The sequence below is a fragment of the Pseudomonas sp. YuFO20 genome, assembly GCF_035064975.1.
GTDB classification, from domain to species: Bacteria; Pseudomonadota; Gammaproteobacteria; order Pseudomonadales; family Pseudomonadaceae; genus Aquipseudomonas; species Aquipseudomonas putida_AE.
The window spans coordinates 17,976-40,069 of sequence record NZ_JAXDEO010000007.1; the positions used below are offsets into that span (position 1 = coordinate 17,976).

General features: G+C 62.0%; 17 protein-coding genes. 6 read left to right on the forward strand and 11 right to left on the reverse strand.

Annotation, left to right across the window (positions count from 1 at the left end; translation table 11 throughout):
* Window positions 1-99: 99 nt before the first annotated feature.
* The 3 genes from dxs to SOP85_RS05750 form a co-directional block, all read right to left on the reverse strand.
* Window positions 100-1,998, reverse strand: coding sequence for a 1-deoxy-D-xylulose-5-phosphate synthase (gene dxs / locus SOP85_RS05740; RefSeq protein WP_274074419.1), 1,899 nt, complete (start codon window positions 1,996-1,998; stop codon window positions 100-102).
* A 91-nt stretch (window positions 1,999-2,089) separates the two neighbouring features.
* Complete coding sequence (gene ispA / locus SOP85_RS05745; RefSeq protein ID WP_323626368.1) at window positions 2,090-2,977, reverse strand: (2E,6E)-farnesyl diphosphate synthase; 888 nt, start codon at window positions 2,975-2,977, stop codon at window positions 2,090-2,092.
* Window positions 2,974-3,216 carry an exodeoxyribonuclease VII small subunit gene (locus SOP85_RS05750; RefSeq protein WP_007894317.1) on the reverse strand — a complete coding sequence of 81 codons (243 nt, stop codon included), beginning with the start codon at window positions 3,214-3,216 and terminating at the stop codon, window positions 2,974-2,976. The genes ispA and SOP85_RS05750 overlap by 4 nt, the downstream gene beginning before the upstream one ends.
* 457 nt (window positions 3,217-3,673) lie before the next feature.
* Here SOP85_RS05750 and SOP85_RS05755 point away from each other — a divergent pair, with 457 nt between their 5' ends.
* The 6 genes from SOP85_RS05755 to SOP85_RS05780 are packed head-to-tail and all read left to right on the forward strand — an operon-like array spanning window position 3,674 to window position 13,835.
* Entirely contained in the window at window positions 3,674-4,462 is a 789-nt protein-coding gene (locus SOP85_RS05755) for a YfaP family protein (RefSeq protein WP_323626370.1), read from the forward strand.
* Window positions 4,463-4,497: 35 nt separating this feature from the next.
* Complete coding sequence (locus SOP85_RS05760; RefSeq protein WP_323626371.1) at window positions 4,498-6,210, forward strand: DUF2138 domain-containing protein; 1,713 nt, start codon at window positions 4,498-4,500, stop codon at window positions 6,208-6,210.
* The gene (locus SOP85_RS05765; RefSeq protein WP_323626372.1) at window positions 6,180-6,845 is read left to right on the forward strand and encodes a DUF1175 domain-containing protein; all 666 of its coding nucleotides are present in this window, start codon (window positions 6,180-6,182) and stop codon (window positions 6,843-6,845) included. The genes SOP85_RS05760 and SOP85_RS05765 overlap by 31 nt, the downstream gene beginning before the upstream one ends.
* A complete protein-coding gene (locus SOP85_RS05770) occupies window positions 6,842-11,398 on the forward strand; it encodes an alpha-2-macroglobulin family protein (protein WP_323626373.1) in 4,557 nt (1,518 codons plus the stop codon). Before SOP85_RS05765 ends, SOP85_RS05770 begins: the two co-directional genes overlap by 4 nt.
* Window position 11,399: 1 nt before the next feature.
* Window positions 11,400-13,019, forward strand: coding sequence for a DUF2300 domain-containing protein (locus SOP85_RS05775; protein ID WP_323626374.1), 1,620 nt, complete (start codon window positions 11,400-11,402; stop codon window positions 13,017-13,019).
* A 3-nt stretch (window positions 13,020-13,022) separates the two neighbouring features.
* Entirely contained in the window at window positions 13,023-13,835 is an 813-nt protein-coding gene (locus SOP85_RS05780; protein WP_323626375.1) for a YfaP family protein, read from the forward strand.
* A 55-nt stretch (window positions 13,836-13,890) separates the two neighbouring features.
* Here the strand turns inward: SOP85_RS05780 and SOP85_RS05785 are convergent, their stop codons facing one another.
* The 8 genes from SOP85_RS05785 to SOP85_RS05820 form a co-directional block, all read right to left on the reverse strand.
* Window positions 13,891-15,363 carry a DUF1254 domain-containing protein gene (locus SOP85_RS05785; protein ID WP_323626420.1) on the reverse strand — a complete coding sequence of 491 codons (1,473 nt, stop codon included), beginning with the start codon at window positions 15,361-15,363 and terminating at the stop codon, window positions 13,891-13,893.
* Window positions 15,364-15,871: 508 nt separating this feature from the next.
* A complete protein-coding gene (locus SOP85_RS05790) occupies window positions 15,872-16,618 on the reverse strand; it encodes a S24 family peptidase (RefSeq protein WP_274074435.1) in 747 nt (248 codons plus the stop codon).
* 228 nt (window positions 16,619-16,846) lie between these two features.
* A complete protein-coding gene (gene ppa / locus SOP85_RS05795) occupies window positions 16,847-17,374 on the reverse strand; it encodes an inorganic diphosphatase (protein ID WP_003205933.1) in 528 nt (175 codons plus the stop codon).
* 113 nt (window positions 17,375-17,487) lie between these two features.
* On the reverse strand, window positions 17,488-18,300 hold the full coding sequence (locus tag SOP85_RS05800) for a zinc-dependent peptidase (RefSeq protein ID WP_274074436.1): 813 nt from the start codon (window positions 18,298-18,300) through the stop codon (window positions 17,488-17,490).
* Between the two features lie 4 nt (window positions 18,301-18,304).
* Window positions 18,305-18,961, reverse strand: coding sequence for a DedA family protein (locus tag SOP85_RS05805; protein WP_274074437.1), 657 nt, complete (start codon window positions 18,959-18,961; stop codon window positions 18,305-18,307).
* A 212-nt stretch (window positions 18,962-19,173) separates the two neighbouring features.
* Complete coding sequence (locus SOP85_RS05810) at window positions 19,174-19,635, reverse strand: GNAT family N-acetyltransferase (protein ID WP_077186306.1); 462 nt, start codon at window positions 19,633-19,635, stop codon at window positions 19,174-19,176.
* 116 nt (window positions 19,636-19,751) lie between these two features.
* A complete protein-coding gene (eutC, locus tag SOP85_RS05815; protein WP_274074600.1) occupies window positions 19,752-20,576 on the reverse strand; it encodes an ethanolamine ammonia-lyase subunit EutC in 825 nt (274 codons plus the stop codon).
* A gap of 5 nt (window positions 20,577-20,581) precedes the next feature.
* Window positions 20,582-21,976: an ethanolamine ammonia-lyase subunit EutB gene (locus SOP85_RS05820; RefSeq protein ID WP_323607787.1), complete on the reverse strand. Its 1,395-nt coding sequence runs from the start codon at window positions 21,974-21,976 to the stop codon at window positions 20,582-20,584.
* Window positions 21,977-22,094: the final 118 nt, after the last annotated feature.

Here is a 22,094-nt window from a genome sequence, read left to right on the forward strand (position 1 = left end):
TGGGAGCGGGCTTGCTCGCGAAGGCCGTGTGTCAGTCAACATTTCTATCGACAGATTCACCGCTTTCGCGAGCAAGCCCGCTCCCACAGGGTCTTGCGTTTAAATATTCAGCAGTTGCAGGCGTTCGCGGATCGATGCTTCGATCCCGGCCTCATCCAGCCCGCACTCCGCCAGCATTTGCGCCGGCTTGGCATGCTCGACGTAAACATCCGGCAAGCCCAGGTGCAGCATCGACTTGAGGATGTTCTCGCGGGCGAGGAACTCACTGACCGCACCACCGGCGCCGCCCATGATGGCGTTTTCCTCGACGGTCACCAGCAGTTCATGGCTGCCGGCAATCTCGCGAACCAGTGCTTCATCCAGCGGTTTGACGAAACGCATGTCGACCACGGTCGCGTCCAGCGTCTCGGCGACTTTCAGCGCCTCGGCCAGCTGTACGCCGAACACCAGCAGGGCGACCTTGCTGCCCCGACGGCGAACCACACCCTTGCCGATTTCGATCGGCTCGAGGTCTTTCTCGATGGTCGCATTCGGGCCGTTGCCGCGTGGATAACGCACGGCCGCCGGGCCTTCGTACAGGTGGCCGGTGGTGAGCATCTTGCGCAGTTCGTTTTCGTCGCTCGGGGTCATCACCAGCATGCCGGGGATGCACCGCAGGAACGACAGGTCGAAGCTGCCCGCATGGGTCGGGCCGTCTTCGCCGACCAGGCCGGCACGATCGATGGCGAACAGCACGTCGAGGTTCTGCACCGCGACGTCGTGCACCAACTGGTCGTAACCGCGTTGCAGGAAGGTCGAATAGATCGCCACCACAGGCTTGGCGCCTTCGCAGGCCATGCCGGCCGCCAGGGTCACGGCGTGTTGCTCGGCAATCGCCACGTCGAAGTAGCGCAGCGGGAAACGCTCGCTGAAGGCCACCAGGTCCGAGCCTTCCTTCATCGCCGGGGTGATCCCGACCAGGCGCGGGTCGGCAGCCGCCATGTCGCACAGCCACTCGCCGAACACGCCGGAGTATTTCGGCCCGCTGGCTTTTTTCGGCGGGTTGGCCGGCGCATCGACAGGCTCGAGCTTGGTGATGGCGTGGTAACCGATCGGGTCGACTTCAGCCGGGGCGAAGCCTTTGCCTTTCTTGGTGACGATGTGCAGGAACTGCGGGCCCTTGAGATCACGCATGTTGCGCAGCGTGGCGATCAGGGTGGGCAGGTCGTGGCCGTCGATCGGGCCGATGTAGTTCCAGCCCAGCTCTTCGAACAGGGTGCCGGGAACCAGCATGCCTTTTGCGTATTCTTCGGTGCGGCGGGCGATTTCCCAGGCACCCGGCAGGCGCGACAGCACTTTCTTGCTGCCCTCGCGCATGCTCGCATAGGTGCGACTGGAAAGGATCTTCGCCAGGTAGTTCGACAAGCCGCCGACGTTGCGCGAGATCGACATGTCATTGTCGTTGAGGATCACCAGCATGTTGGCGTCCACTTCCGGCGCGTGGTTCAGCGCTTCGAACGCCATGCCGGCCGTCAGTGCGCCGTCGCCGATCACGGCAATCGCCTTGCGCTCGCTGTTCTGCAGGCGGGCGGCAATCGCCATGCCCAGGGCCGCGCTGATCGACGTACTGGAATGGCCGACGCCAAAGGTGTCGTACTCGCTCTCGGAGCGGCGCGGGAAGGCGGCAATACCGTCCTTCTGGCGCAGGGTGCCCATGCGCTCGCGACGACCGGTGAGGATCTTGTGTGGATAAGCCTGATGACCTACGTCCCACACCAGCCGGTCGTCCGGGGTGTCGAAAACGTAATGCAGCGCGATGGTCAGCTCGATGACGCCCAGGCCTGCACCGAAATGCCCACCGGTCTGGCCGACCGTGTAGAGCAATTCCAGGCGCAACTCATCGGCCAGGGTTTCCAGCTCGGCTTCGCCTAACCGGCGCAGGCCGTCCGGCGTGTTCGCGCGGTCGAGCAGGGGCGTGGTCGGGCGCTTGCGGGGAATCTCATGGAACGTCGTGGGCATCAGGCGAATCGTTATAGGTATAAAAGATGCGGCAGTTTACCTGATGCATCGGCCCCTGCCCACGCGTTGGTCTTTTTTGGCGGATACGCCGTCAGCTGCGGCGCGAGACGATGTAACGGGCCAGGTCGCGCAGGGGCTCGGCAGCCGCGTCAAACGGTCGCAGCGCGTGCAGCGCCTGATCGCGCAGTTCCAGGGCATAGGCCTTGGCGGCGTCGAGGCCGAGCAGGGCCGGGTAGGTTGGCTTGTCGCGGGCAATGTCGGCGCCCTGGCGTTTGCCAAGAGTTTCGGTATCGCTTTCGACGTCGAGAATGTCGTCCTGGACCTGGAAGGCCAGGCCGATGGCCTGTGCATAAGTCTGCAGGGACTTGAGTTCGTCCCTCTCGGCGCGACCGCTGGCCAAGGCGCCTAGCTTGACGCTGACTTCGATAAGCGCGCCGGTCTTGTGCCGGTGCATGTATTCGAGCGCCTGCTGATCGAGCTTCAGGCCGACCGAGCCAAGGTCGATGGCCTGGCCGCCGACCATGCCCGCCGGACCTGCCGCCAAGGCCAACGCACTGACCATTTGCAGGCGGATCTCGGCGTCGGCATTGCTCAGGCGCGGGTCGAGCAGGGCGCTGAACGCCAGGCTCTGCAAGCCATCGCCGGCGAGGATTGCGCAGGCTTCATCGAATTTTTTGTGCGTAGTCGGCTGGCCGCGACGCAGGTCGTCGTCGTCCATGGCCGGCAAATCGTCGTGCACCAGCGAATAGGCGTGGATCAGTTCCACTGCGCAGGCCGCGCCGTTGGCCTGCTCGGCCTTGCCGCCCAGCGCTTCGCAGGCGGCGTAGGCCAGCAGCGGGCGCACGCGCTTGCCGCCATTCATCACGCTGTAGCGCATGGCTTCGTACAGCCGCGCCAGCTCAGGGCTCGGCGCGGTGAACAGGGTTTCCATGGCGGCGTTGACGCGGGCCTGGCTGGTCGCCGAATACGCTTCAATCATTCTGGTTGATCCGCGTCGAAGGGTTCCTCGGCCAACTCGCCGTCACGCTCGAGCAGCACCTGAACCTTTTGCTCGGCCTGGGCCAGCGCCGCCTGGCAATCGCGGGTCAGGCCGATGCCTTGCTCGAAAGCGGTCAGCGAGTCTTCCAGCGATAATTCGCCATTCTCCAGGCGCTCTACCAGCGTTTGCAGGTCAGCGAGGGATTGTTCGAAATCCAGTGCAGCTTTTTTGCGGGCCATGGCGGCGATTTCCGGTTGACGTTAAACCGGCGCGACACTAGCAGATAGGGGGTTTATGGGCAAATACACCGGCGCTGCAAGCCCCCTGTAGGAGCTGCCGCAGGCTGCGATCTTTTGATTTTGTTTTTTAGAAGCAAGATCAAAAGATCGCAGCCTTCGGCAGCTCCAGGGTTTCAGGATAATTGATCTGCAACCTGAGGACGTGAGCCGATTAGAAAGGCTATTCGGCTCATATAGTGAGCCGAATATGATCTTTATTCGGCTCACCGTCCAGCCGTCGGCGTGATTCGCACCTCATTTTCAGCGTTCTCCGATTGTTAGGCGCGGACTGAGCGTCTAACCTTCGCGCCATCTACGACCCGCGAGCCTGGGTCTTTCAGACGAAACGCAGTATCCGCATCTGTAACGCGCCGAGGATCAGGCGCAAGGTTTCGTCATGCATGGCAGGAGGCGTTACATGCGCTCATTTCTTTTGCTGCTGATCGGCTGGTTCTGTGCGCCCGCCCTGGCCGCGCCGAGTGCCGAGTTGTCGGAGCCGGTGGGCGGCTGGCGCTTCAACGGTTTGCTCGACCGTACGGAAAACCCGCAAGTCGCCTATCCCACGCCCCCCATCGATCGCGGTGTGCAGCGCAATCGCACGATGATCCAGGGCCAGCTCAAGGCCATCGGCGCACAGCGCGGGCTCCATACCTTGGCGGTCAACGGCAATCCTTTGAACCTGTACACCGACGATCAGGGGCGTTTTGCCCGGCCCTATGCATTCGGGGCCGGTTCCAACAGCGTCGAAGTGCGCAGTGCCGAAGGCCAGTCGCTCAAGCGCGTGCAGTTCTATGAAGCCAACAACCTGCGCACTCCGGCGCGAATTCGCGTGGTGCTGGGCTGGGACGATCCGAAAGCCGAGCTCGACCTGCACATCGTCACCCCGGACGGCCAGCATGCGTTCTGGGCGCGCCCGGCCATGAGCAATGGCGGTGGCCTGGACCCGGACGGCGTCGACGGCCCTGGCCCGGAAATGTTCACCATGACCGCGCCGCTGCATGGCACCTATCTGGTTTACGTCAACTATTGGGGCAACTTCGGTAGCGGCGGCTATAACTTCGATGAGACCAGCAACCAGAACGAGGTCATCACCTCGCAGATCAACCTGGTGCTCAACGAAAACACCGTCGACGAAAAACGCGAAACCTTCATCGTGCCCCTGCGCGCGATCGGGGATCTGCTGCTGGTCAAGACTTTCAACTATTAAGCATCCCGCTCCACGGATGAACTGGGTTTTGTGAAATGAGCGATAGCACTATTTTACCGGCGGCTGAAACACCGAGCGCCAAACCGTCCCGCCGTTGGCCGGTCATTGTGGCCGGGCTGTGTCTGGTCGCGGGCGTGGCCGCTGGCATGGGCTGGCTGATGCATAAAAACAAAGCCCCGGCACCGCAACTGGCGGCTGAAAAGCTCGGCATGAGCCGGCCTGATGGTTTGCTCGAAACCCACTCCCTGAGCCAGTTGCCCAAGGACCTGCTGATGGTGCCGTTCCTCAAGGAAACCCTGACCGAAGATTTCGTTTTCTATTACCAGACCCATGCCGATCGCCTCGGGCTGATTGGCAGCCTGCGGCGGATCATTTACGAACATGACCTGAAGTTGCAGGACACGCTAATCGAGCAGCTGTTCGATCAACCGGCGGACGTTGCGTTGTGGCGCGGGGCGGACGGCCGGCTCAAGGATTTTCTGCTGGTGATGGATCGTGGCGGGCTGGCCAAGGTCTTGGAGCCGCTGGCGAAAGTGGCGCTGGATGATTCGCAGTTGAGCAAACTCGCGGACGTGAAAGTCGGCAACGACGACGTGGCGCTCTATCAACTCACGTACAACGCCAGCAAGGCGCTGCTGTTTGCTTCCCACGGCGACAAGCTGGTGGTGCTGTCGAATCCGACCAGGCTCTACGATCCGCAAAGTGGGGCGACGCAGGAAGCGGGCGGCGTCTCGACCCAAGCCATCGCCGCGCTGCTCAACGGCGACAAACTGTTTCCCGAGGCCTTCGGCCTGCAACCCCGCGCGCCAGAGGTGAAACAGCGGCTGTCGGTGAATGCCAGTGTGCTGGCCATGGGGTATCAGCGTTTCATCCCGAACTTCGCCGGGTTGCGCTTCGACATGGACGACAAGGGCTGGCACAGCTTCCTCGCCATGGATGAACTGGACAACCAGCCGGACTTCGATTTCAAACCGATCTGGCAAGCCATGCCCATGGGCGCCAGCGCTTGTGTGGCCCTGCCGCTGGCGGCCGAACAACAGCAGCCGCTGCTGCTCAAACTCGGTGCCGACGAGGCCTCGGCCCAGGCGCTGACCGAGCACATGGGCGGTGCGGCGGGCCTGTGCTGGTACGCCGATTCGCGGCTGTATACACCGCTGCTGGTAGCCAGCCTCAAGGATGAAGACAGTGCCAGCCTCGATGGTGAACTGGGCAAACTGTTCGGCTCGATGGTCGGCGCTTATGAAGGCAAGGTCGATGAACATGCGTTCCCGGTGGTCGAGAAGCAGGAAGGCCTGAGTCATCAATGGCAGCGCCAGGTCAGCTCCAGTTTCGGTCCCTATGCGGCAAAGGATGCATCCGATCCCGATCAGATCACCGGCAAGGCCTTCATGAAAGTCAGCCTGGCGCGTCACGGTTCGACGCTACTGTTTTCCCTCGACGACAAGCTGGTGGATAAAGCCCTCGGCACCCTCGACAAACGCTTCCCGCCGATGGCCGACGTGGTGCCCAAGGACCTGCTGATGCCGGTGTATTTCGGCCCGGACTCCATGGCCCAACTGATGCAGCGCGAAACCCTCGACAGCCTGCCGCAAGACATGGAACCGGTGTTCTACAACGCAGCGCAAACCTACCTGATCCCGAAATTGCGCAAGCTCGGCGGTTACGGCAAGTACGCCCTGACCCTGCCCGAGGGCAGCGAGCCCGATGGCCACTGGCAATGGCTGCCGCTGGAGTGGAAAGCGCTGTGAACGCACTGATCCGCAGCCTCGGAGTGCTGGCGTTGTTGTTGAGCGCGGGCGCCCGGGCCGTCGACGCACCGGCGCTCGACCCGCAGCAATCCCAGGTATTCCGCGCCTGGTTCGTGCGCATCGCCCAGGAGCAACTGAGCCAGGGCCCGAGCCCGCGCTGGTATCAGCAGGACTGCGCAGGGCTGGTGCGTTTTGCCGCCAACGAAGCGCTGAAAGTCCATGATGACAAATGGCTGCGCAGCAATGGCCTGTCCAACCGCTACCTGCCGCCGGAGTTGCAACTGAGCGATGCCCAGCGCGGCCTCGCCCAGCAGTGGCAGCAGGGTGGTGGCAAGGTCGGGCCCTACGTCAACGCGATCAAGCTGATTCAGTTCAACAGCCAACTGGTTGGCCGCGATGTCGCACAGGCACGCCCCGGCGACCTGATGTTTTTCGATCAGGGCGACGACCAGCACCTGATGATCTGGATGGGCCGCTACATCGCCTATCACACCGGCACCACCACCCCCGCCGACAACGGCATGCGCTCGGCAAGCCTGCAACAACTCATGACATGGAAGGACACCCGATGGATACCCGATGCAGCCAACCCCAACTTCATCGGCGTCTATCGACTGAATTTTCTCTCCCAATGACCGGTGCCCGCATGCTGCGTTTTCTGTCCCTGTTGTTGGTATTGGTGCTGCCTGTATCGGTGGCCAACGCCGCAGACACCGTCGAGCCCAGTGGCTACACGCCGGTGGCCGGTGAGAGTTTTTTCCTGTTGGCCGACAGCAGTTTTGCCAGCGACGAACAGGCAATGGTTCGCCTCGAAGCGCCGGGTCGCGACTACCGTCGCTTGCGCATGGAACCCTACGGCGGCGCCGACATTCGGGTGTATCGCATCGACAAGCCGCTCGACTTCCTCAAACGCCAGAAGAACCTGCACCGGGTGGTCAGTGACGGCCAGTTCAAGGGCGAAGGCTTGTCGAATACGCTCGCCTACCTGTGGGACAACTGGTACCGCAAATCCCGCCGGGTGATGCAGCGGGCGTTTTCCTACGAGTCGCGTAAACAAGTCACCGAGCAGGTGCCGGAACTGAAAATGGGTAGCGCCATGGCCGCGCCAACGCCCTACGACGCGCAGCCGCAATTCGCGCTGATTCCGGGACTGCCGGTGGTCAGCCAGTTTCGTTATCCGCTGTGGCAAGCCAAACCGATCCAGCCGCCTGAAGGCGTCAACCTCGCCGGGTCTTCCAGTGAATTCGTCAGTGTCGCGCCGGGCAACGTCTACATCCCGTTGGGCAACTTGAAACCGGGGCTGTATCTGGTGGAAGCGTTGATCGGCAAGTACCGTGCGACCACCATGGTCTTCGTCTCCAACACCGTGGCGGTGAGCAAGATTGCCGGGGACGAACTGCTGGTGTGGGCCGCGCGCAAACACGAGGGTAGCTCGGTGCCCAAGGTCAATGTGCTGTGGACCGATGGCCTGGGTGTGATGAGTAGCGGGGCGACTGACGCCGATGGTTTGCTGCGCCTGAAACACGTCAGCCCCGAACGTTCGTTCGTGATCGGTGAGGATGAAGAGGGTGGGGTTTTCGTTTCGGAAAACTTCTACTACGACAGCGAAATCTACGACACCAAACTCTTTGCCTTCACCGATCGCCCGCTGTACCGGCCAGGGGATTGGGTATCGCTGAAAATCGTCGGGCGCGAGTTCAAGAATGCCCGGGATTCGGTGCAGCCAACCGCTGCCGACGTCAATGTGACGGTGCTCGATGCGACTGGTACGGCGCTGCAACGCCTGGACCTGAAACTCGATTCCAAGGCCGGCACTCAAGGTCGTTTCCAGTTGCCGGACAACGCCGTGGCCGGTGGATATGAGCTGCGTTCCAACTACAAGGAGCAGGCCTACAGCAGCGCCTTCCGCGTGGCCGAGTACATCAAGCCGCACTTCGAAATCTCCCTGAACCTGGCCAAGCAGGACTACCGCACCGGTGAACCGGTCAAGGGCAACCTGGTGCTGCTGTATCCGGATGGCAAGCCGGTGGCCAACGCCAAACTGAGCCTTAGCCTGCGCGCCCAGCAACTGTCGATGGTCGACAACGAGCTGCAATACCTCGGGCAATTCCCGGTGGAACTGACCAGCACCGAACTGACCACCGACGCCAAGGGCAACGCTGTCCTCGATTTGCCGCCTGCGGAAAAACCGAGTCGCTACATGCTCACGGTGTTCGCCAGCGATGGCGCGGCGTATCGGGTCAAGACCACCAAGGAAATCCTCATCGATCGCGGCGCGGCGAATTTTCGCTTGAGTGCACCCCGGCGCTTCAGTGCGGTGGGCGACAAGGTTGCGTTCAGGTACGTCAACGAAAGCGAACAAAGTGCAGCGGTCACCCCGGGCAGCTATGGCTGGGTTCGCCTGGAAGACCAGAGCACTGGCGAAGGTAAACTCGCGGCAACCGACAAAGGTTTCACCCTGGCCTTCGAGCGTCCCGGCACCTACAACCTGACACTCAGGGACGACCACGGCCGCACCCTCGGCGCCACCGGTCATTCGGTCACCGGCGAGGGCGTCAAAGCCGTACCGGGCACCGTGGAAATCGTCCTCGACAAACCCGAGTACAAAGCCGGCGACGAAGCGCTGGCGTTGATCACCTTCCCCGAGCCTATCAACGATGCGCTGCTGTCGCTGGAGCGCGACAAGGTCGAGGCCACGGCGTTGCTGTCCAAGGGCAGCGACTGGCTGAAGCTGGAAAAACTCAGCGACACTCAATACCGCGCGCGCATCGTGGTAAAGGACAGCTTCGCGCCGAACCTGACCTTCTCGGTGCTGTACACCAAGGGCGGCCAGTACAGCTTCCAGAACGCCGGGATCAAGGTGATCACGCCGCAGATCGACGTGGCCATCGCCACGGACAAAGAGACCTACCGACCCGGCGACACCGTTTCGGTGGACCTGACCACGCAGTTCGCCGGCAAGCCGATCCCGGCGCATCTGACGGTCAGTGTGGTCGACGAAATGGTCTATGCCTTGCAACCGGAAATCGCCCCCAGCATCGACCAGTTCTTCTACCATCCGCGCCGCAACAACGTGCGCACCAGCGCCAGTCTGTCGTTCATCAGCTACGACGTCGCATTGCCCGGCAGCCCCGGCGCGCCGGGCAAGGCCAACCGCAGCGAGCGCGGGGTGAAAGTGCTGGAGCGGCCGCGTCGCGAAGACGTCGACACCGCCGCGTGGCAACCGGAGCTTGTGACCGACGCCAACGGCAAGACGCGGTTCACCTTCAAGATGCCGGACTCGCTGACCCGCTGGCGCATCACCGCCCGGGCCATCGCCGATGACGGCCAGGTCGGGCAGAAGAAGCAGTTCGTACGCTCGGAGAAACCGCTGTACCTGAAGTGGAGCGGGCCGAGCAAATTCCGCGCGGGCGACAAACCGGATCTCGGTGTGTTTGCTTTCAGCCAGGCGCAAAACCCTGTCAAAGCTGAGCTGGTGATTCATTACGCGGGCAGCGATCAACGGGTTCCTGTCACGCTCAACAGCGGCATCAACTACCTGCCGTTGCCAGCGTTCGAGTTGGTCAATGGCGAGTGGAGCGCTGAACTGGTGCAGGACGGCAAAACCGCCGATGCCCTGGCCGTGCGCCTGAGCGCAACCGGCGAAGGCTGGCAAGTCACGCAAAGCCAGCGCCTGGACGTGGCCGGCGCAGAGACGCCGCTGACCCTCCCGGCGGATGCCACGGATATTCGCCTGCGCCTGGATGACAGCCCGCAAGCGCTGTTCCGTGCGGCCCTCGATGACCTGCTGGGCTACCCGTATGGCAGCGTCGAGCAAACCGCCAGCGGTTTGCTGCCGCTGAGCATCGCCTATCCCGCCTTGTCGTCTAACCCGCAGGTGCGCGATCGCTTGCGTCTGATCATGCAGAACAGCCGCCTGCGCCTGGTGCAGATGGCTGGTCCTTCGGCGAGCTTCACCTGGTGGGGCATGGACGGCGAGCCGGACGCGTTTCTCACCGCCTACGCCTATTACGCCGACTGGCACGCCAGCCGGGTGCTGGAACTGAGTCTGCCGCCGGAACACTGGCAGCGGGTGCTGGAGGTGTACGCGAAACAGGCGAAGAGCACTCCGCTGCTGCAACGGGCATTGATCCTGTCGTTCGCCAGGCAAATGCAGTTGCCGGTCAACACCTTGCTCAGCGGTTTGATGGAAGATCTGATGCAGGCAGGTGAGGGGCGTGCCGAGAACGTCATGGACGTGGCGGGCGATAGCCTGGTCATGGGGGATCCGGATTCGGCATTGGGCCTGGCCGCTGCCCGCGTCTTGACTGCCTCGTTAGCCGCGCAATCGAAGGTCGCTTTGCCGGACGCGTTCAAGCGGCAACTGGCCGACGCGCAGCAGCGCCTGGCCAACAGCTCCGAGCCGTTTGCCGAGGCGTTGAATGCGTCACTGCAGCCTTTCGATCAGGCCCACGCGCAAGCGTTGTTGCAACGTCTGCTGCCACAGCAATCCACCCTGGAACGCGCGCTGGCACTGACGTGGTTGCAACGCAGCATCGAACAGGCCGCGCCGGCCGTGGCCCTGAAACCGGGCGACGGCTGGAAGCAGGAGCAGGGCGCCACGGGTGAAGTCTATTGGACCTGGCAAGGCGCACAGGTACCCGGCGTATTGTCGTTGAGCGGTGCGCAGGAGCGGCCACTGAGCGCCGCATTGAGCTTCCAGAGCCAGCAGCCAGCGGTCGATCCGCTGCCCGTGACCATCACCCGTCGCCTGTCGCAACTGGTGCCGGGCGATGAAGCCTTCACCTTCAAGCTGCAGCCGGTCGGCCATGCGCCGTTGTCCAGCGACAATCTGTATCTCGACGAAGTGATCCTGACCAGCAAAGCCGCCAGACCCTTGCGCTATGGCCTGCTGGAAGTACCGCTGCCACCGGGCGCGGATGTCGAGCGCACGACTTGGGGCATCAAGCTCATGGGCAAGGCCGGGACCGAACCGTCTGCGCTGGAGAAGGCCCGTTTCGAGCCGGGACAAATGGCCTACGCCGTTCCGGTGGATGCCTTGAGCGGGGAGCTGCGCCTGCGTCACCTGGTGCGTTTCTCGCAGAAAGGCCAGTTCAACCTGCCGCCGGCGCGCTTCACGCAGGTCTACGCGCCGCAGCATCAGGCCCAGGAGCAGAAACCGGCGCTCGGTCAGGTGACGGTTCACTGACATGCATCGGCCTTGGGTCTGGTTGCTGCTGAGTCTGATTCCCGCGCTGGTCACAGCGCAGGAGGAACCGTTACGGCTGGCCTACAAGGATCAACTGCTGACGTTGAGCCACACGCAACTGCTGTCGCGCGAGCCCTTGGCCGACAGTCTGCAGGCGCCCCTGGGCAGTGTCTGGAAGCTGTTTGTGTACGCCTGGCTGGTGGATACCGGCGCGCGGGAGCCGGCGTATGAGTGTCGCGGGCAGTCGAAAGAGGAAGTCTATTGCTGCGCTGCGGGTGGCAAAGTCGAGCGGGATCAGGCGTTGGTGAAGTCCTGTGGGTTGTATTTCGAGCCGGCGCGCCTGGCGCTTGACCCTGGCGCCTGGCGTGAATACTGGCAGGCACGACAGGCACCGCAGTGGCTGCTGGACTTGCCGTCATTGCAGCCCGCCACCCGGGTGTCGGTGGTTGAATTGTTGCGCGCGCTGGCGCTGATGCCGGCGCAGGACCAGGCGCGTCGCGTGTTGCTGGATGTGCTGTTGAACGCGGCGGATGGCAACGTCGTGGGCGAGCTCGGTAGCCGCTTGCGGGTAAAGACCTGGAGCTGGCTGGGGGATCGGGATGCGGCATCGCGCCAAGGTGGATTCGCCGGTTGGACAGCGGATGGCACGCCGATCTGGGCGGGAGGGCGCGGAACCAGCCAGCGGGTCCTGCGCGACTACGCCCAGGCGTTGTCTGTGGTGGTGCCGGCGTCCTGGCCGGCGGAGGCGGGGCAGTGTGTCGAGGTCGATCTGTTCTCGCGTTATCCACTTCAGCGGGTCATGTCAGGTGACCGCGTGGTGTCCTCCGGCCAATTGCAGGGCGATTACCGCGTCGAGTTCGTCAACGGCAACCAACTGGATATCCACAGTGACGGCGAACTGTTTTTATTCAAGGACAAACTGGTCGCCCGACTGGATCGCGAAGAATATGTCGCCCGAGTTCTGCAGCGTGAGGCCAGCGCGGAACCCGCGGAAGCCGCCAAGGCCCTCACCGTGGCCATCCGCACCTACCTGCTGCAAAACGCCACCCGTCACGGTGATTGCCTGAGCATCGACGACAGCAGCCAGCGCCAGCGAGTCGCCCCACGCCCGGCCACTGCGGATACCCGCGCCATCGCCGCCTGGACCAGCGACCTGGTGCTCGCCGGCAGCACGGTGACCTACCACTCCAACCAGCCAGGCCTCGACAAATTGTCCTGGCAACAAGCCGTGGAACAAGCCAGCGCCGGCCAGCGTTACGACGCCATCCTGCTCCACGCCTACCCACGCGCCAGCCTCAGCCGCTGGGACAATCCTGTGGCTTCCTGCGAAGCGCTGCCCGCCGCGCAAGACTGGCTGCAAAAGCAGCGCCGCAGCTGGCGCCCGCGCCTGGAAGGCGAAGCCGGCTACAACGAAGTCAGCACCTTCGCCGTCTGCCGCCTGGCCTTCGGCCGCCCCTTCGTCGACCGCGAACGCCAGCGCCTCTACGTGCGCGGCGTGCTCTCCCTGCAGGACCGCCTCGACCTGACCCACGAATACCTGCACCTGGCCTTCGAAGCGCACCCCAACGGCCAGGATGAAACCTACATCGAAGGGCTCGCCCGCCACCTTTTGCTGGAATAGACCATGACCCATCGTTACCCACAGGTCTTGCTGCTGCTCTGCGCGATCGCCATGCTATCGCCGGCAACCGCCGCCGACAGCGTCAAACTCGACACCCCCTCCGGCGGCTGGCGAACCGGCGCAGCCGAAGGTGAAGGCGAGAGTTTTCGCCAGGTCGTCAACTACCCGGCATCGTCGGTGAACACCCCGGCAGGCCAGGCAAACACCGCGCGCATCGCTGGTCAGATCAAAGCTGCGCCGAAGAACGGCGACCCCGGCCGGCTGATCGTCAACGGCGTCAGCATGCCCCTGAAAATCGATCCATCAGGCGGCTTCGATCGACCATTCTCCTTCCCCAACGGCAGCAACAGCGTCGAAGTCCGCAGCCCCGACGGCCAACAACGCCACCGAACCCAGTTCCTCAACGCCAGTGGAGGCGCGACTCCTGCCAAGCTGCGCGTACTGCTGGCCTGGGACAGCGACGGCACCGACCTCGACCTGCACCTGATCACCCCGGACGGCGCCCACATCTGGTACGGCGACCGCGCCGTGGCCAACGGCGCCGCCCTCGACGTCGACGTCACCACCGGCTACGGCCCGGAAATCTTCGCCATGCCTGCGCCGATCAAGGGGCAGTATCTGGTGTATGTGAATTACTTTGGCGGTGGGTATCGCAGTGATGAAGAAGGGCAGGAGGATGCGGTTCAGCCGCTGACGACGGCGCAGGTGACCGTGATTACCGAGGAAGGGACGCCGAGCGAGAAGATGGAGACGTTTCTGGTGCCGATGCGGGCGGTGGGGGAGTTGACGTTGGTGAAGGCGTTCAGTTATCCGTAAATCGCCAGTCGCGCGAACGGCTGCTTGCCAGGCGCAAGCAGCCGCAACATTCACCCTACTTCGCGACCACCAGCGCCGGTGGCTGCCAGCTGCCGTTGCCAGCGGGAAGAATCGAAGGCGGTGCGGTCTTCGGCCAGTAGAGACGCATCACCAGATACACCGTGTCGTCAGGTGCGGGCAGCCAGTTGGGCTCCTTGGCCTTGCCCGGCGAATCCTTCTGTATGTACAGGGTCAGCGAGCCATCCGCGTTCTTCGTCATGGCTGACAGCATCGGCGAATTGATCAGGTAGCGGTTGAGCGGATTCTTGATCAGCAGCTGGCTTTTGCCGTCGTACATCGTCACCGACCAGAAGGCATTGACGGGCGGCAGCTTGCCGGCCGGGAAGGTGAGCGTGTAATTGTGCTTGCTGGTATCGAGCGTCTGGCCGCTGCCGTCGGTGCGCGTGAAGGGGTACATCGCCTCGGCGGCGTCGTTGCCGTACAGGCCGCCCTTCGCGGCACCGGCACGCATGAGCCAGTTGGACTGGTAGAACGCCTGATCACCGAAGAACGCACCGACGTTCCAGCCATTGATATTCTTCATGCCGCTCGAGAGAAACTTGTCGACCTTCTCGTCACCGGCCTTCATCCCAAGAAGGACCGCGGCCTTGTGCTCGAGCGAGAGGTCCTTGAATTCAAATTTCCGGCCGGGACCGACCCCGATGCTGGCCAGCCTGGCCCGGATCGCCTTGTCGTCAGCCGATGCTGGCACATACTCCATCGCGGCCGACAGGTACTCGAAGAAGTTGGCCTTGATACCTGCCGTGGTCGCCGGTACGAAATCGATCTTCGGCGCAGCGGGCGGCGCGGGTTGATGAAGGAAGGCGGACAGCGCCTGGATCTTGTAGCCCGCCTGCACCTTCTCGACATTTGGCATGTCGGCCGGATTGAACAACTGGGTGCGGATCAAGGTGAGCGCGAAGGGGGTCGAGGACGTAAACACCTTGTCGATGCCCGGAGGTGTCGCACCCTTCCAGTCAGGCCCTGCAACCAGATAGCTGCCGGCTGCGCTGGCAGTCGCCCGACTGCCGATGTAGCCATAGTTATAGGTGTTGCCGTCGATCAGTTGTATTGAGTAGTAACGCTTTTTGGAGACCGCGGGCACCGTGATCACCAGCGGCTCCGCGCGCAGGTCGGCCCAGAGTATCGAGTACGGCGTGTCGCTGTTTGGCGTAATGACCGCGGTATCGGCGGGCGTCGCGACCCGATGCTCGTTGTGCAGCTGATTGAAGGGGGCCTTGAACTGGCTGGACTTGGGGTCCACTGCGAACTCGTTCATCACGGCATAGTTCATGACCAGCGGCAAACCGTAGATAAATCCTTCCTCGGCGATCGCCTTGGTCTGCTCAAGACTCGGCGCGGCCACGCCCTTGGCTACATCCGCCTTGTCTGCCTGCGCAATCGGATCGTTCTTGCCCGCGCACCCCGCGAAAAGCGTTGATCCCGCTACGACAACTGCCGCAGCGATCGTCCAGCCCCTGTATGACATCCTGTTCATTTTCACCTCGTTAGTTATGAGCAACTGCAGGTTATGGGCAGTTGCAAAGAAAACTGGGGATCAGGTCCGCGGACACTATGCAGACATCAGAAATGCATCTTGCATTTTCGGACAGCCAGCGAGAGGTATAGCTCGGATTTTTGGGCAGTGCATACGAGGGGGGGGATTTCACTCGAGGCGACTCGGGACGGCTTCCATTCAAAAGCCCGGAGGGCGTTATCCCGAGTTTTTTCAGACGAGTCGGCTTTCTGGCGGGCATTAAAAAGCCGGCTTGTGGCCGGCTTCTCGGGGACTGGCTTGGTTCATTTTTGGTAAACCGCGCCAGCCTTCAAAACGTACACCCGGATCTTGCGTCCGGCTGTGGGACTTGGCGAGAAAGTCATCTGCCTTGTCGGTGCGATCAGGGCCGCTTGGCGGGGTGATGCGCAAATGTGGGGCGCAGCATACTGATTTTTTTGCAGAATTCCCAGTCTGGTGTGTGAGTTGGCGTTTCCTGGGGCTACAGGAACGGTAGCGGTGGTCGTCGTTTGTTCAGTGTCGACCACCAGAACACCCAGCCCAGTACGCGGATGTTCTGTTCTTCGATTTGCGCGGGGCGGAAGATTTCGTCGGGGTAATCGGCGCGGTTATGGCTGCGCATGCGCAAGGCATTGCCGGGCATTCGGTGCAGGTATTTGATGCGCAGCATGCCGTCGTGTTCGATGGCGTAGATTTCGCCGTCGACTATCTGGGTCAGGCCGCGGTCGATTGCCAGGGTGGAGCCGTCGTCGATTTTCTCGGCCATGCTGTTGCCGATCATGGCGGCGCCGATGGCATCGGCGTGGTTGATTTCCAGGGAGTCGAGGTGGCTGCGGGGCAGGCGCAGGCTTTGTCCGCGGTCTTCGATGACGTGGGTCTTTTTGGAGCCGGGGGCCGTGATCACTTCCTTGTAGAAGGGCAGTTCGATGTCGGTGGGCTCGACCACGGTGTAGACACCGCGGATGGCCTGGGCGTCGAAGGTGTGGCCGGTGTCGTCGACCAGGCGCAGGTGCCTGGCGTCTTTCGAGCCTTCGCCGGTTTTCAGCCAGTCGCTGTTGACCGAGAGTTTCCGGGCGACTTCTTCCATGCAATGGGCGGGGACGCCGCGGGTGTACCAGTTGTGTACATTTTGCGGAGCCGTATCCAGGAATTCGGCGAATCCTGTCGTCGTGATGTTCGCTGCTTCAAGGAGCGCTTTAAACCGTGGGCCGCTAGTGTTCTTTTTCATGAACGGGAGTCTACTGGCGCCCGCCGGGGCTTTGAATAAACGGCTCGTTCAAATTTCGAGGGAAATTTACGACTGGATGTGAGGCGCGTTGGGTAAAAAATAAACAGGAAAACCCGGCATTGCAGCGCGTTAAACGAATTGTTTAATCCGCTTTACAGACGCGCAAAAAAAACCCCGGATCAACCGGGGTTCTTCTTGAAGCGTGCGGCTTGAAGCCTGCAGCTGCTCTTAGCCTTTATAGGCAGCAACCGACTTGGTGATCGCTTCGCGGGCGGCGTCTGCGCCGGCCCAGCCTTCGATCTTGACCCATTTGCCTTTTTCGAGATCTTTGTAGTTCGCGAAGAAGTGCTCGATCTGCTGGATCAGCAGCGGCGGCAGGTCGGTGTATTCCTTCACGTCGACGTACAGCTGGGACAGCTTGTCGTGTGGAACCGCGATCACTTTGGCATCGCCGCCGCCATCGTCGGTCATGTTCAGGATGCCGACTGGACGAGCGCGGATCACCGAGCCTGGGGCAACCGGGTAAGGGGTTACGACCAGCACGTCGAGGGGATCACCGTCGTCAGCCAGGGTGTTCGGGATGTAACCGTAGTTGGCCGGGTAGAACATTGGGGTGGCCATGAAACGGTCAACGAACAGGCAATCGCTGTCTTTGTCGATTTCGTATTTGATCGGCGCGTGGTTGGCCGGAATCTCGATCGCGACGTAGATGTCGTTCGGCAGGTCTTTGCCAGCCGGAATCTTGCTGTAGCTCATTGGGCGTTGCCCCCGTTAGTTGACCAGAAACACTTGGCCGGATTGACCAAAAAGTGGCGGCGATTATAGGCATATTCCTACGTCGACGCCACGTACCAGAGGTCGTGTAGACCTTAGTCGTGTGCCTGATAGACCGGGTTCTCGGCCAGAAGTTGCCGCAGCCTTGCCAGTGGGTCCTGGCGATAGAACAGCTTCAGTTGCTCATAGACCTGTGGATAAGCCTCGTGCAGCAAATCCGGGGCACTGAAGAAGTATTCGCTGGTGACGGCGAAGAACTCGGCCGGGTTTTCCGCGGCATACGGATCAATGGCGGTCTCGGCGTCCGGATTGCGCTCCAGTTGGCGGTCGAGATCGTCGTAGGCTTGCTGCATGACCCTGGCCCAGTCGCTCACCCGCATGTCCGAGTGCAGCGGTGGCAGGCCGTTGGCGTCGCCGTTGAGCATGTCGAGCTTGTGCGCGAGTTCGTGGATCACCAGGTTGTAGCCTTCCCAGCCGCCGCTGGCCATGACGCCCGGCCAGGCGAGGATGATCGGCCCTTGTTGCCAGGCTTCGCCGCTGTGCTCGCCGTCCCATTCGTGCTCGACGCCACTGGCGTCACGATGGCGCTGGGGGCTGAGGAAATCGTCGGGGTAGAGCACGATTTCGTGAAAACCCTGGTACCAGTTCAGGTCACCCAGGTGTAGCAACGGCAGTTGAGCCTGGGCGGCGAGCAGCAGGCGTTGTTCCTGATGCAGCTCGACACCGGGCAGGGCGGTCAGGTGTTTGTCTTGCAGGAACAGGACGCAGGCTTCGCGCAGCCACTGGTCTTCGGCGGCACTGATGCCATCGAGAAAACTCAGGTGATGGCGCACCCGTTGCCACATCTCGTCGGCGATCGGGTGCTTGGCCAGGGTGCGCCGACGGCGCCAGGCGCCAAGGGACCACATGCTGTCAGCGCGATGCGGTTTTGGAGTTCGAACCGCCAAGGCGGCTGCGCACAAGGCCAATGATCATCGGCACCAGCGACAGCAGGATGATGCCCACCACCAGCAGCGACAGGTTGGATTTGATGAACGGCACGTTGCCGAAGAAGTAACCCAGGGTGACCAGGCCACCGACCCAGAGAATCGTGCCCAGCACGCTGAAGGCAAAGAAGCGTGGGTAGGGCATTTTCGCGACGCCGGCGACGAAGGGGGCAAAGGTGCGGATGATCGGCAGGAAACGCGCCAGGGTCACGGTTTTGCCGCCGTGCTTGTCGTAGAAGTCGTGGGTTTGCTGCAGGTAGTCGCGCCGGAAGATCTTCGAGTTCGGGTTGCTGAACAATCGCTCGCCGGCCGTTCGTCCGATGATGTAGTTGGTGCTGTCACCGAGGATGGCCGCGAGCATCAGCAGGCCGCCCAGCAACACCGGGTCCATGCCGCCACCGGCCGCAACGGCGCCGGCGATGAACAGCAGTGAATCGCCCGGCAGGAAGGGCATGACCACCAGCCCGGTTTCGCAGAAAATGACCAGAAACAGAATGGCGTAGATCCATGGCCCGTAGTTGGTGACCAGCAAATCGAGGTAGACATCGAGATGCAGGACGAGATCGAGCGGGTTGAAATCCATGGACGGCACCTGTGGTAACGGCCCGACTTGGCAGGCCTGCGGATGACTTCGCGTAAGACTACAGACAGGAGGTAGTATTTCTTACAAGCCGGAAAGTACGGGATTATACGGGCTGGGAAGTGAAAAGCGCGTAGGGTTTGTAGCAGGGGATTTCAGGGTGAATTGAGGACAAGACCGCAGCCTTCGGTCGAAAGCTGCGATCTCTTTTGACCTTACAACTCGTCGCTGATCGGCAATACGTAGTTCTTGAACTCGGTGTCTTCCTTGAATCCGATGGATTCGTAGGTTTTCTGCGCCACTTCGTTGTTGCTGCTGGTGGACACGCGCATGCGCACGGCGTTGGTTTCCTTGGCCATTTTCTTCGCGGTGCGGATCAAGTTGTCTGCAACCAGCTGGCGGCGGGCGTCTTCGGCGACGTAGATGTCGTTGAGGATCCACACGCGTTTGAGCGACAGCGAAGAAAAGCTCGGGTACAGCTGACAGAAGCCCAGCAGTCTGTTGCTGTCGTCATCGGACAGGGCCAGGTAGATCACCGACTCCTTGCGACGCAGGCGTTTCTCGAGGAACGCCCGGGACGAGTCCGGATAGGCCAGGGAGCCGTAAAACTCGCGATATTTGACGAACAACGGGGTCAGCTGGTCCAGGTGTTCGAGGGTCGCTTGAATAATCCGCATGGTAGGTCTCGTCTTCAAGTGGCTGTCTTCACGTGCTTTGGCGGCAAAGGGTACTCACTGGCAGCCGTGCGTCGATCCTGCCTGAAAAAGGTGAGAAAGCGCAATGCGGAAGCGGTTCAGGTTTGGGGCGCATCAAGCAGGAAATTTCCTTTGAGGTCCGCTCCTGCGTCCGATTCCAGCGTTTGCACCTGCGCTTCGTCCTTCAGATTGACCCCGGATAACTGTCGCCGGCACGCCTCGCGCATCAAATACAGCAAACGGTGTGCCGCCATGCCGTAAGTCAGGCCTTCGAGACGCACATTCGAGATGCAGTTGCGATAGGCGTCGGTCAGGCCGACCTTTGGATTGTAGGTGAAATATAATCCCAGACTGTCTGGAGAGCTCAGGCCAGGGCGTTCGCCGATCAGGATCACGGTCATTTTTGCACCCAACAGTTCGCCGATCTCGTCGGCTACCGCGACTCGCCCCTGTTCCACCAGTATGACGGGCGCGATTGACCATCCGTCGGCTGAACTCTGCTCTGCAAAGCGCGCCAGGAACGGCAGCGTATGGCGATGCACCGCCAATGCCGACAAACCATCGGCTACCACGATGGCCAGATCGACTCCGCCAGGATTGGCCGTGGCGTATTCGCGCAGGTTTTTTGCCGATTCCACGCTCAATTTGCGCCCCAGATCGGGGCGCTGCAGGTAGCTGTTGCGATCAGGCGCTGCGCTATGCAGCAACAGGCTTTGACGACCCCGTTCGGCCAGTTGCTCGCTGAGGGCGGCATGATCAAACGGCAAGTGCACCGCGTCTCGCGCCTGGGCGTGGGCATACTGAAAGTCCAGCTGGGCACGGGTGGGCATGCTGGTGCCAGTGCGGCCCAGGGCAATGCGCGCGGGGGTCAGGCGTCGCAGTTCCAGCCACGGGTTGTGCGGATCGAAGGGTGGTTTTTCCATATCACTCATCCCAATTGCGCCAGGGCCTGGCGGAAGGCCGGCGGCAGGCTGTTACCGAAGAGGACCTTGCCGTCCGCCTGGGTGAAGATGCCCATTTTCGCCAGCCATTGCTCGAACTCCGGCGCAGGCTTGAGCCCCAGCGTCTGCCGGGCGTACAGCGCATCGTGGAACGACGTGGTCTGGTAGTTGAGCATGATGTCGTCTGAGCCAGGGATACCCATGATGAAATTGATCCCGGCCACTCCGAGCAGGGTCAACAGGGTGTCCATGTCATCCTGGTCCGCCTCGGCGTGGTTGGTGTAGCAGATGTCGCAGCCCATCGGCACCCCCAGCAGTTTGCCGCAGAAGTGGTCTTCGAGGCCGGCGCGGATGATCTGTTTGCCGTTGTAGAGATATTCGGGGCCGATGAATCCGACAACGGTGTTCACCAGGAACGGATTGAAATGGCGGGCCACCGCGTAGGCCCTGGTTTCGCAGGTCTGCTGGTCGATGCCGTGGTGGGCATTGGCCGACAGGGCGCTGCCCTGGCCGGTTTCGAAATACATCAGGTTCTTGCCGAGCGTGCCGCGATTGAGGCTCAACCCGGCGTCGTAACCTTCCTTGAGCACATTCAGATTGATGCCGAAGCTGGCGTTGGCCGCCTCGGTGCCGGCAATCGACTGGAACACCAGGTCCAGGGGGACGCCGCGATTGACCGCTTCGATTGAAGTGGTGACGTGGGTCAGCACACAGGCCTGGGTCGGGATTTCGTAGCGCTGGATGATCGCATCGAGCATTTCCAGCATGGCGCAGATCGAGGCGATGCTGTCGGTGGCCGGGTTGATGCCGATCATGGCATCGCCGTTACCGTGCAGCAGGCCATCGAGAATGCTCGCAGCGATGCCGGCCGGTTCATCAGTGGGGTGATTGGGTTGCAGGCGGGTGGACAGGCGGCCGCGCAGACCGAGGGTGCCGCGGAACTGCGTGACCACGCGGATCTTCTGCGCGACCAGGATCAGGTCCTGTACGCGCATGATCTTCGAGACGGCAGCCACCATCTCCGGGGTCAGGCCGGGGGCGAGGGCGCGCAGGACCTGTTCGTCGGCGGCGTCGCTGAGCAGCCAGTCGCGAAAACCGCCGACGGTGAGATGGCTGACCACCGCAAAAGCCTGTTTATCGTGGGTGTCGATGATCAGGCGGGTGACTTCATCGGCCTCATAGGGAATCAGCACTTCCTGCACGAAGTGGCTCAGCGGGATGTCGGCCAGCGCCATCTGCGCAGCCACGCGCTCGCCGTCGTTGAGGGCGGCGATGCCGGCCAGATAGTCCCCGGAGCGCGCCGGGGTTGCCTTGGCCATCACTTCCTTGAGGTTTTCGAAGCGGTAGGTCTGGGCGCCGACGGAATGGGCAAATACGGCCATGGGCGGTGTCCTCCAAATAACTCAAATTCATTTCCGACCCTTTGTAGGAGCTGTCGAGTGCAACGAGGCTGCGATCTTTTGATCTTGCTTTTAAAGATCGCAGCCTCGTTGCACTCGA

Excerpts from the sequence above, each read along its gene's own strand:
- SOP85_RS05750 (WP_007894317.1), bottom strand. The coding sequence starts at position 3,216 with ATGGCCCGCAAAAAAGCTGCACTGGATTTCGAACAATCCCTCGCTGAC.
- SOP85_RS05785 (WP_323626420.1), bottom strand. The coding sequence starts at position 15,363 with ATGTCATACAGGGGCTGGACGATCGCTGCGGCAGTTGTCGTAGCGGGA.
- SOP85_RS05760 (WP_323626371.1), top strand. The coding sequence starts at position 4,498 with ATGAGCGATAGCACTATTTTACCGGCGGCTGAAACACCGAGCGCCAAA.
- SOP85_RS05755 (WP_323626370.1), top strand. The coding sequence starts at position 3,674 with ATGCGCTCATTTCTTTTGCTGCTGATCGGCTGGTTCTGTGCGCCCGCC.
- SOP85_RS05780 (WP_323626375.1), top strand. The coding sequence starts at position 13,023 with ATGACCCATCGTTACCCACAGGTCTTGCTGCTGCTCTGCGCGATCGCC.
- SOP85_RS05820 (WP_323607787.1), bottom strand. The coding sequence starts at position 21,976 with ATGGCCGTATTTGCCCATTCCGTCGGCGCCCAGACCTACCGCTTCGAA.
- SOP85_RS05765 (WP_323626372.1), top strand. The coding sequence starts at position 6,180 with ATGGCTGCCGCTGGAGTGGAAAGCGCTGTGAACGCACTGATCCGCAGC.
- dxs (WP_274074419.1), bottom strand. The coding sequence starts at position 1,998 with ATGCCCACGACGTTCCATGAGATTCCCCGCAAGCGCCCGACCACGCCC.
- eutC (WP_274074600.1), bottom strand. The coding sequence starts at position 20,576 with ATGGAAAAACCACCCTTCGATCCGCACAACCCGTGGCTGGAACTGCGA.
- ppa (WP_003205933.1), bottom strand. The coding sequence starts at position 17,374 with ATGAGCTACAGCAAGATTCCGGCTGGCAAAGACCTGCCGAACGACATC.
- SOP85_RS05805 (WP_274074437.1), bottom strand. The coding sequence starts at position 18,961 with ATGGATTTCAACCCGCTCGATCTCGTCCTGCATCTCGATGTCTACCTC.
- SOP85_RS05770 (WP_323626373.1), top strand. The coding sequence starts at position 6,842 with ATGACCGGTGCCCGCATGCTGCGTTTTCTGTCCCTGTTGTTGGTATTG.
- ispA (WP_323626368.1), bottom strand. The coding sequence starts at position 2,977 with ATGATTGAAGCGTATTCGGCGACCAGCCAGGCCCGCGTCAACGCCGCC.
- SOP85_RS05790 (WP_274074435.1), bottom strand. The coding sequence starts at position 16,618 with ATGAAAAAGAACACTAGCGGCCCACGGTTTAAAGCGCTCCTTGAAGCA.
- SOP85_RS05775 (WP_323626374.1), top strand. The coding sequence starts at position 11,400 with ATGCATCGGCCTTGGGTCTGGTTGCTGCTGAGTCTGATTCCCGCGCTG.
- SOP85_RS05800 (WP_274074436.1), bottom strand. The coding sequence starts at position 18,300 with ATGTGGTCCCTTGGCGCCTGGCGCCGTCGGCGCACCCTGGCCAAGCAC.
- SOP85_RS05810 (WP_077186306.1), bottom strand. The coding sequence starts at position 19,635 with ATGCGGATTATTCAAGCGACCCTCGAACACCTGGACCAGCTGACCCCG.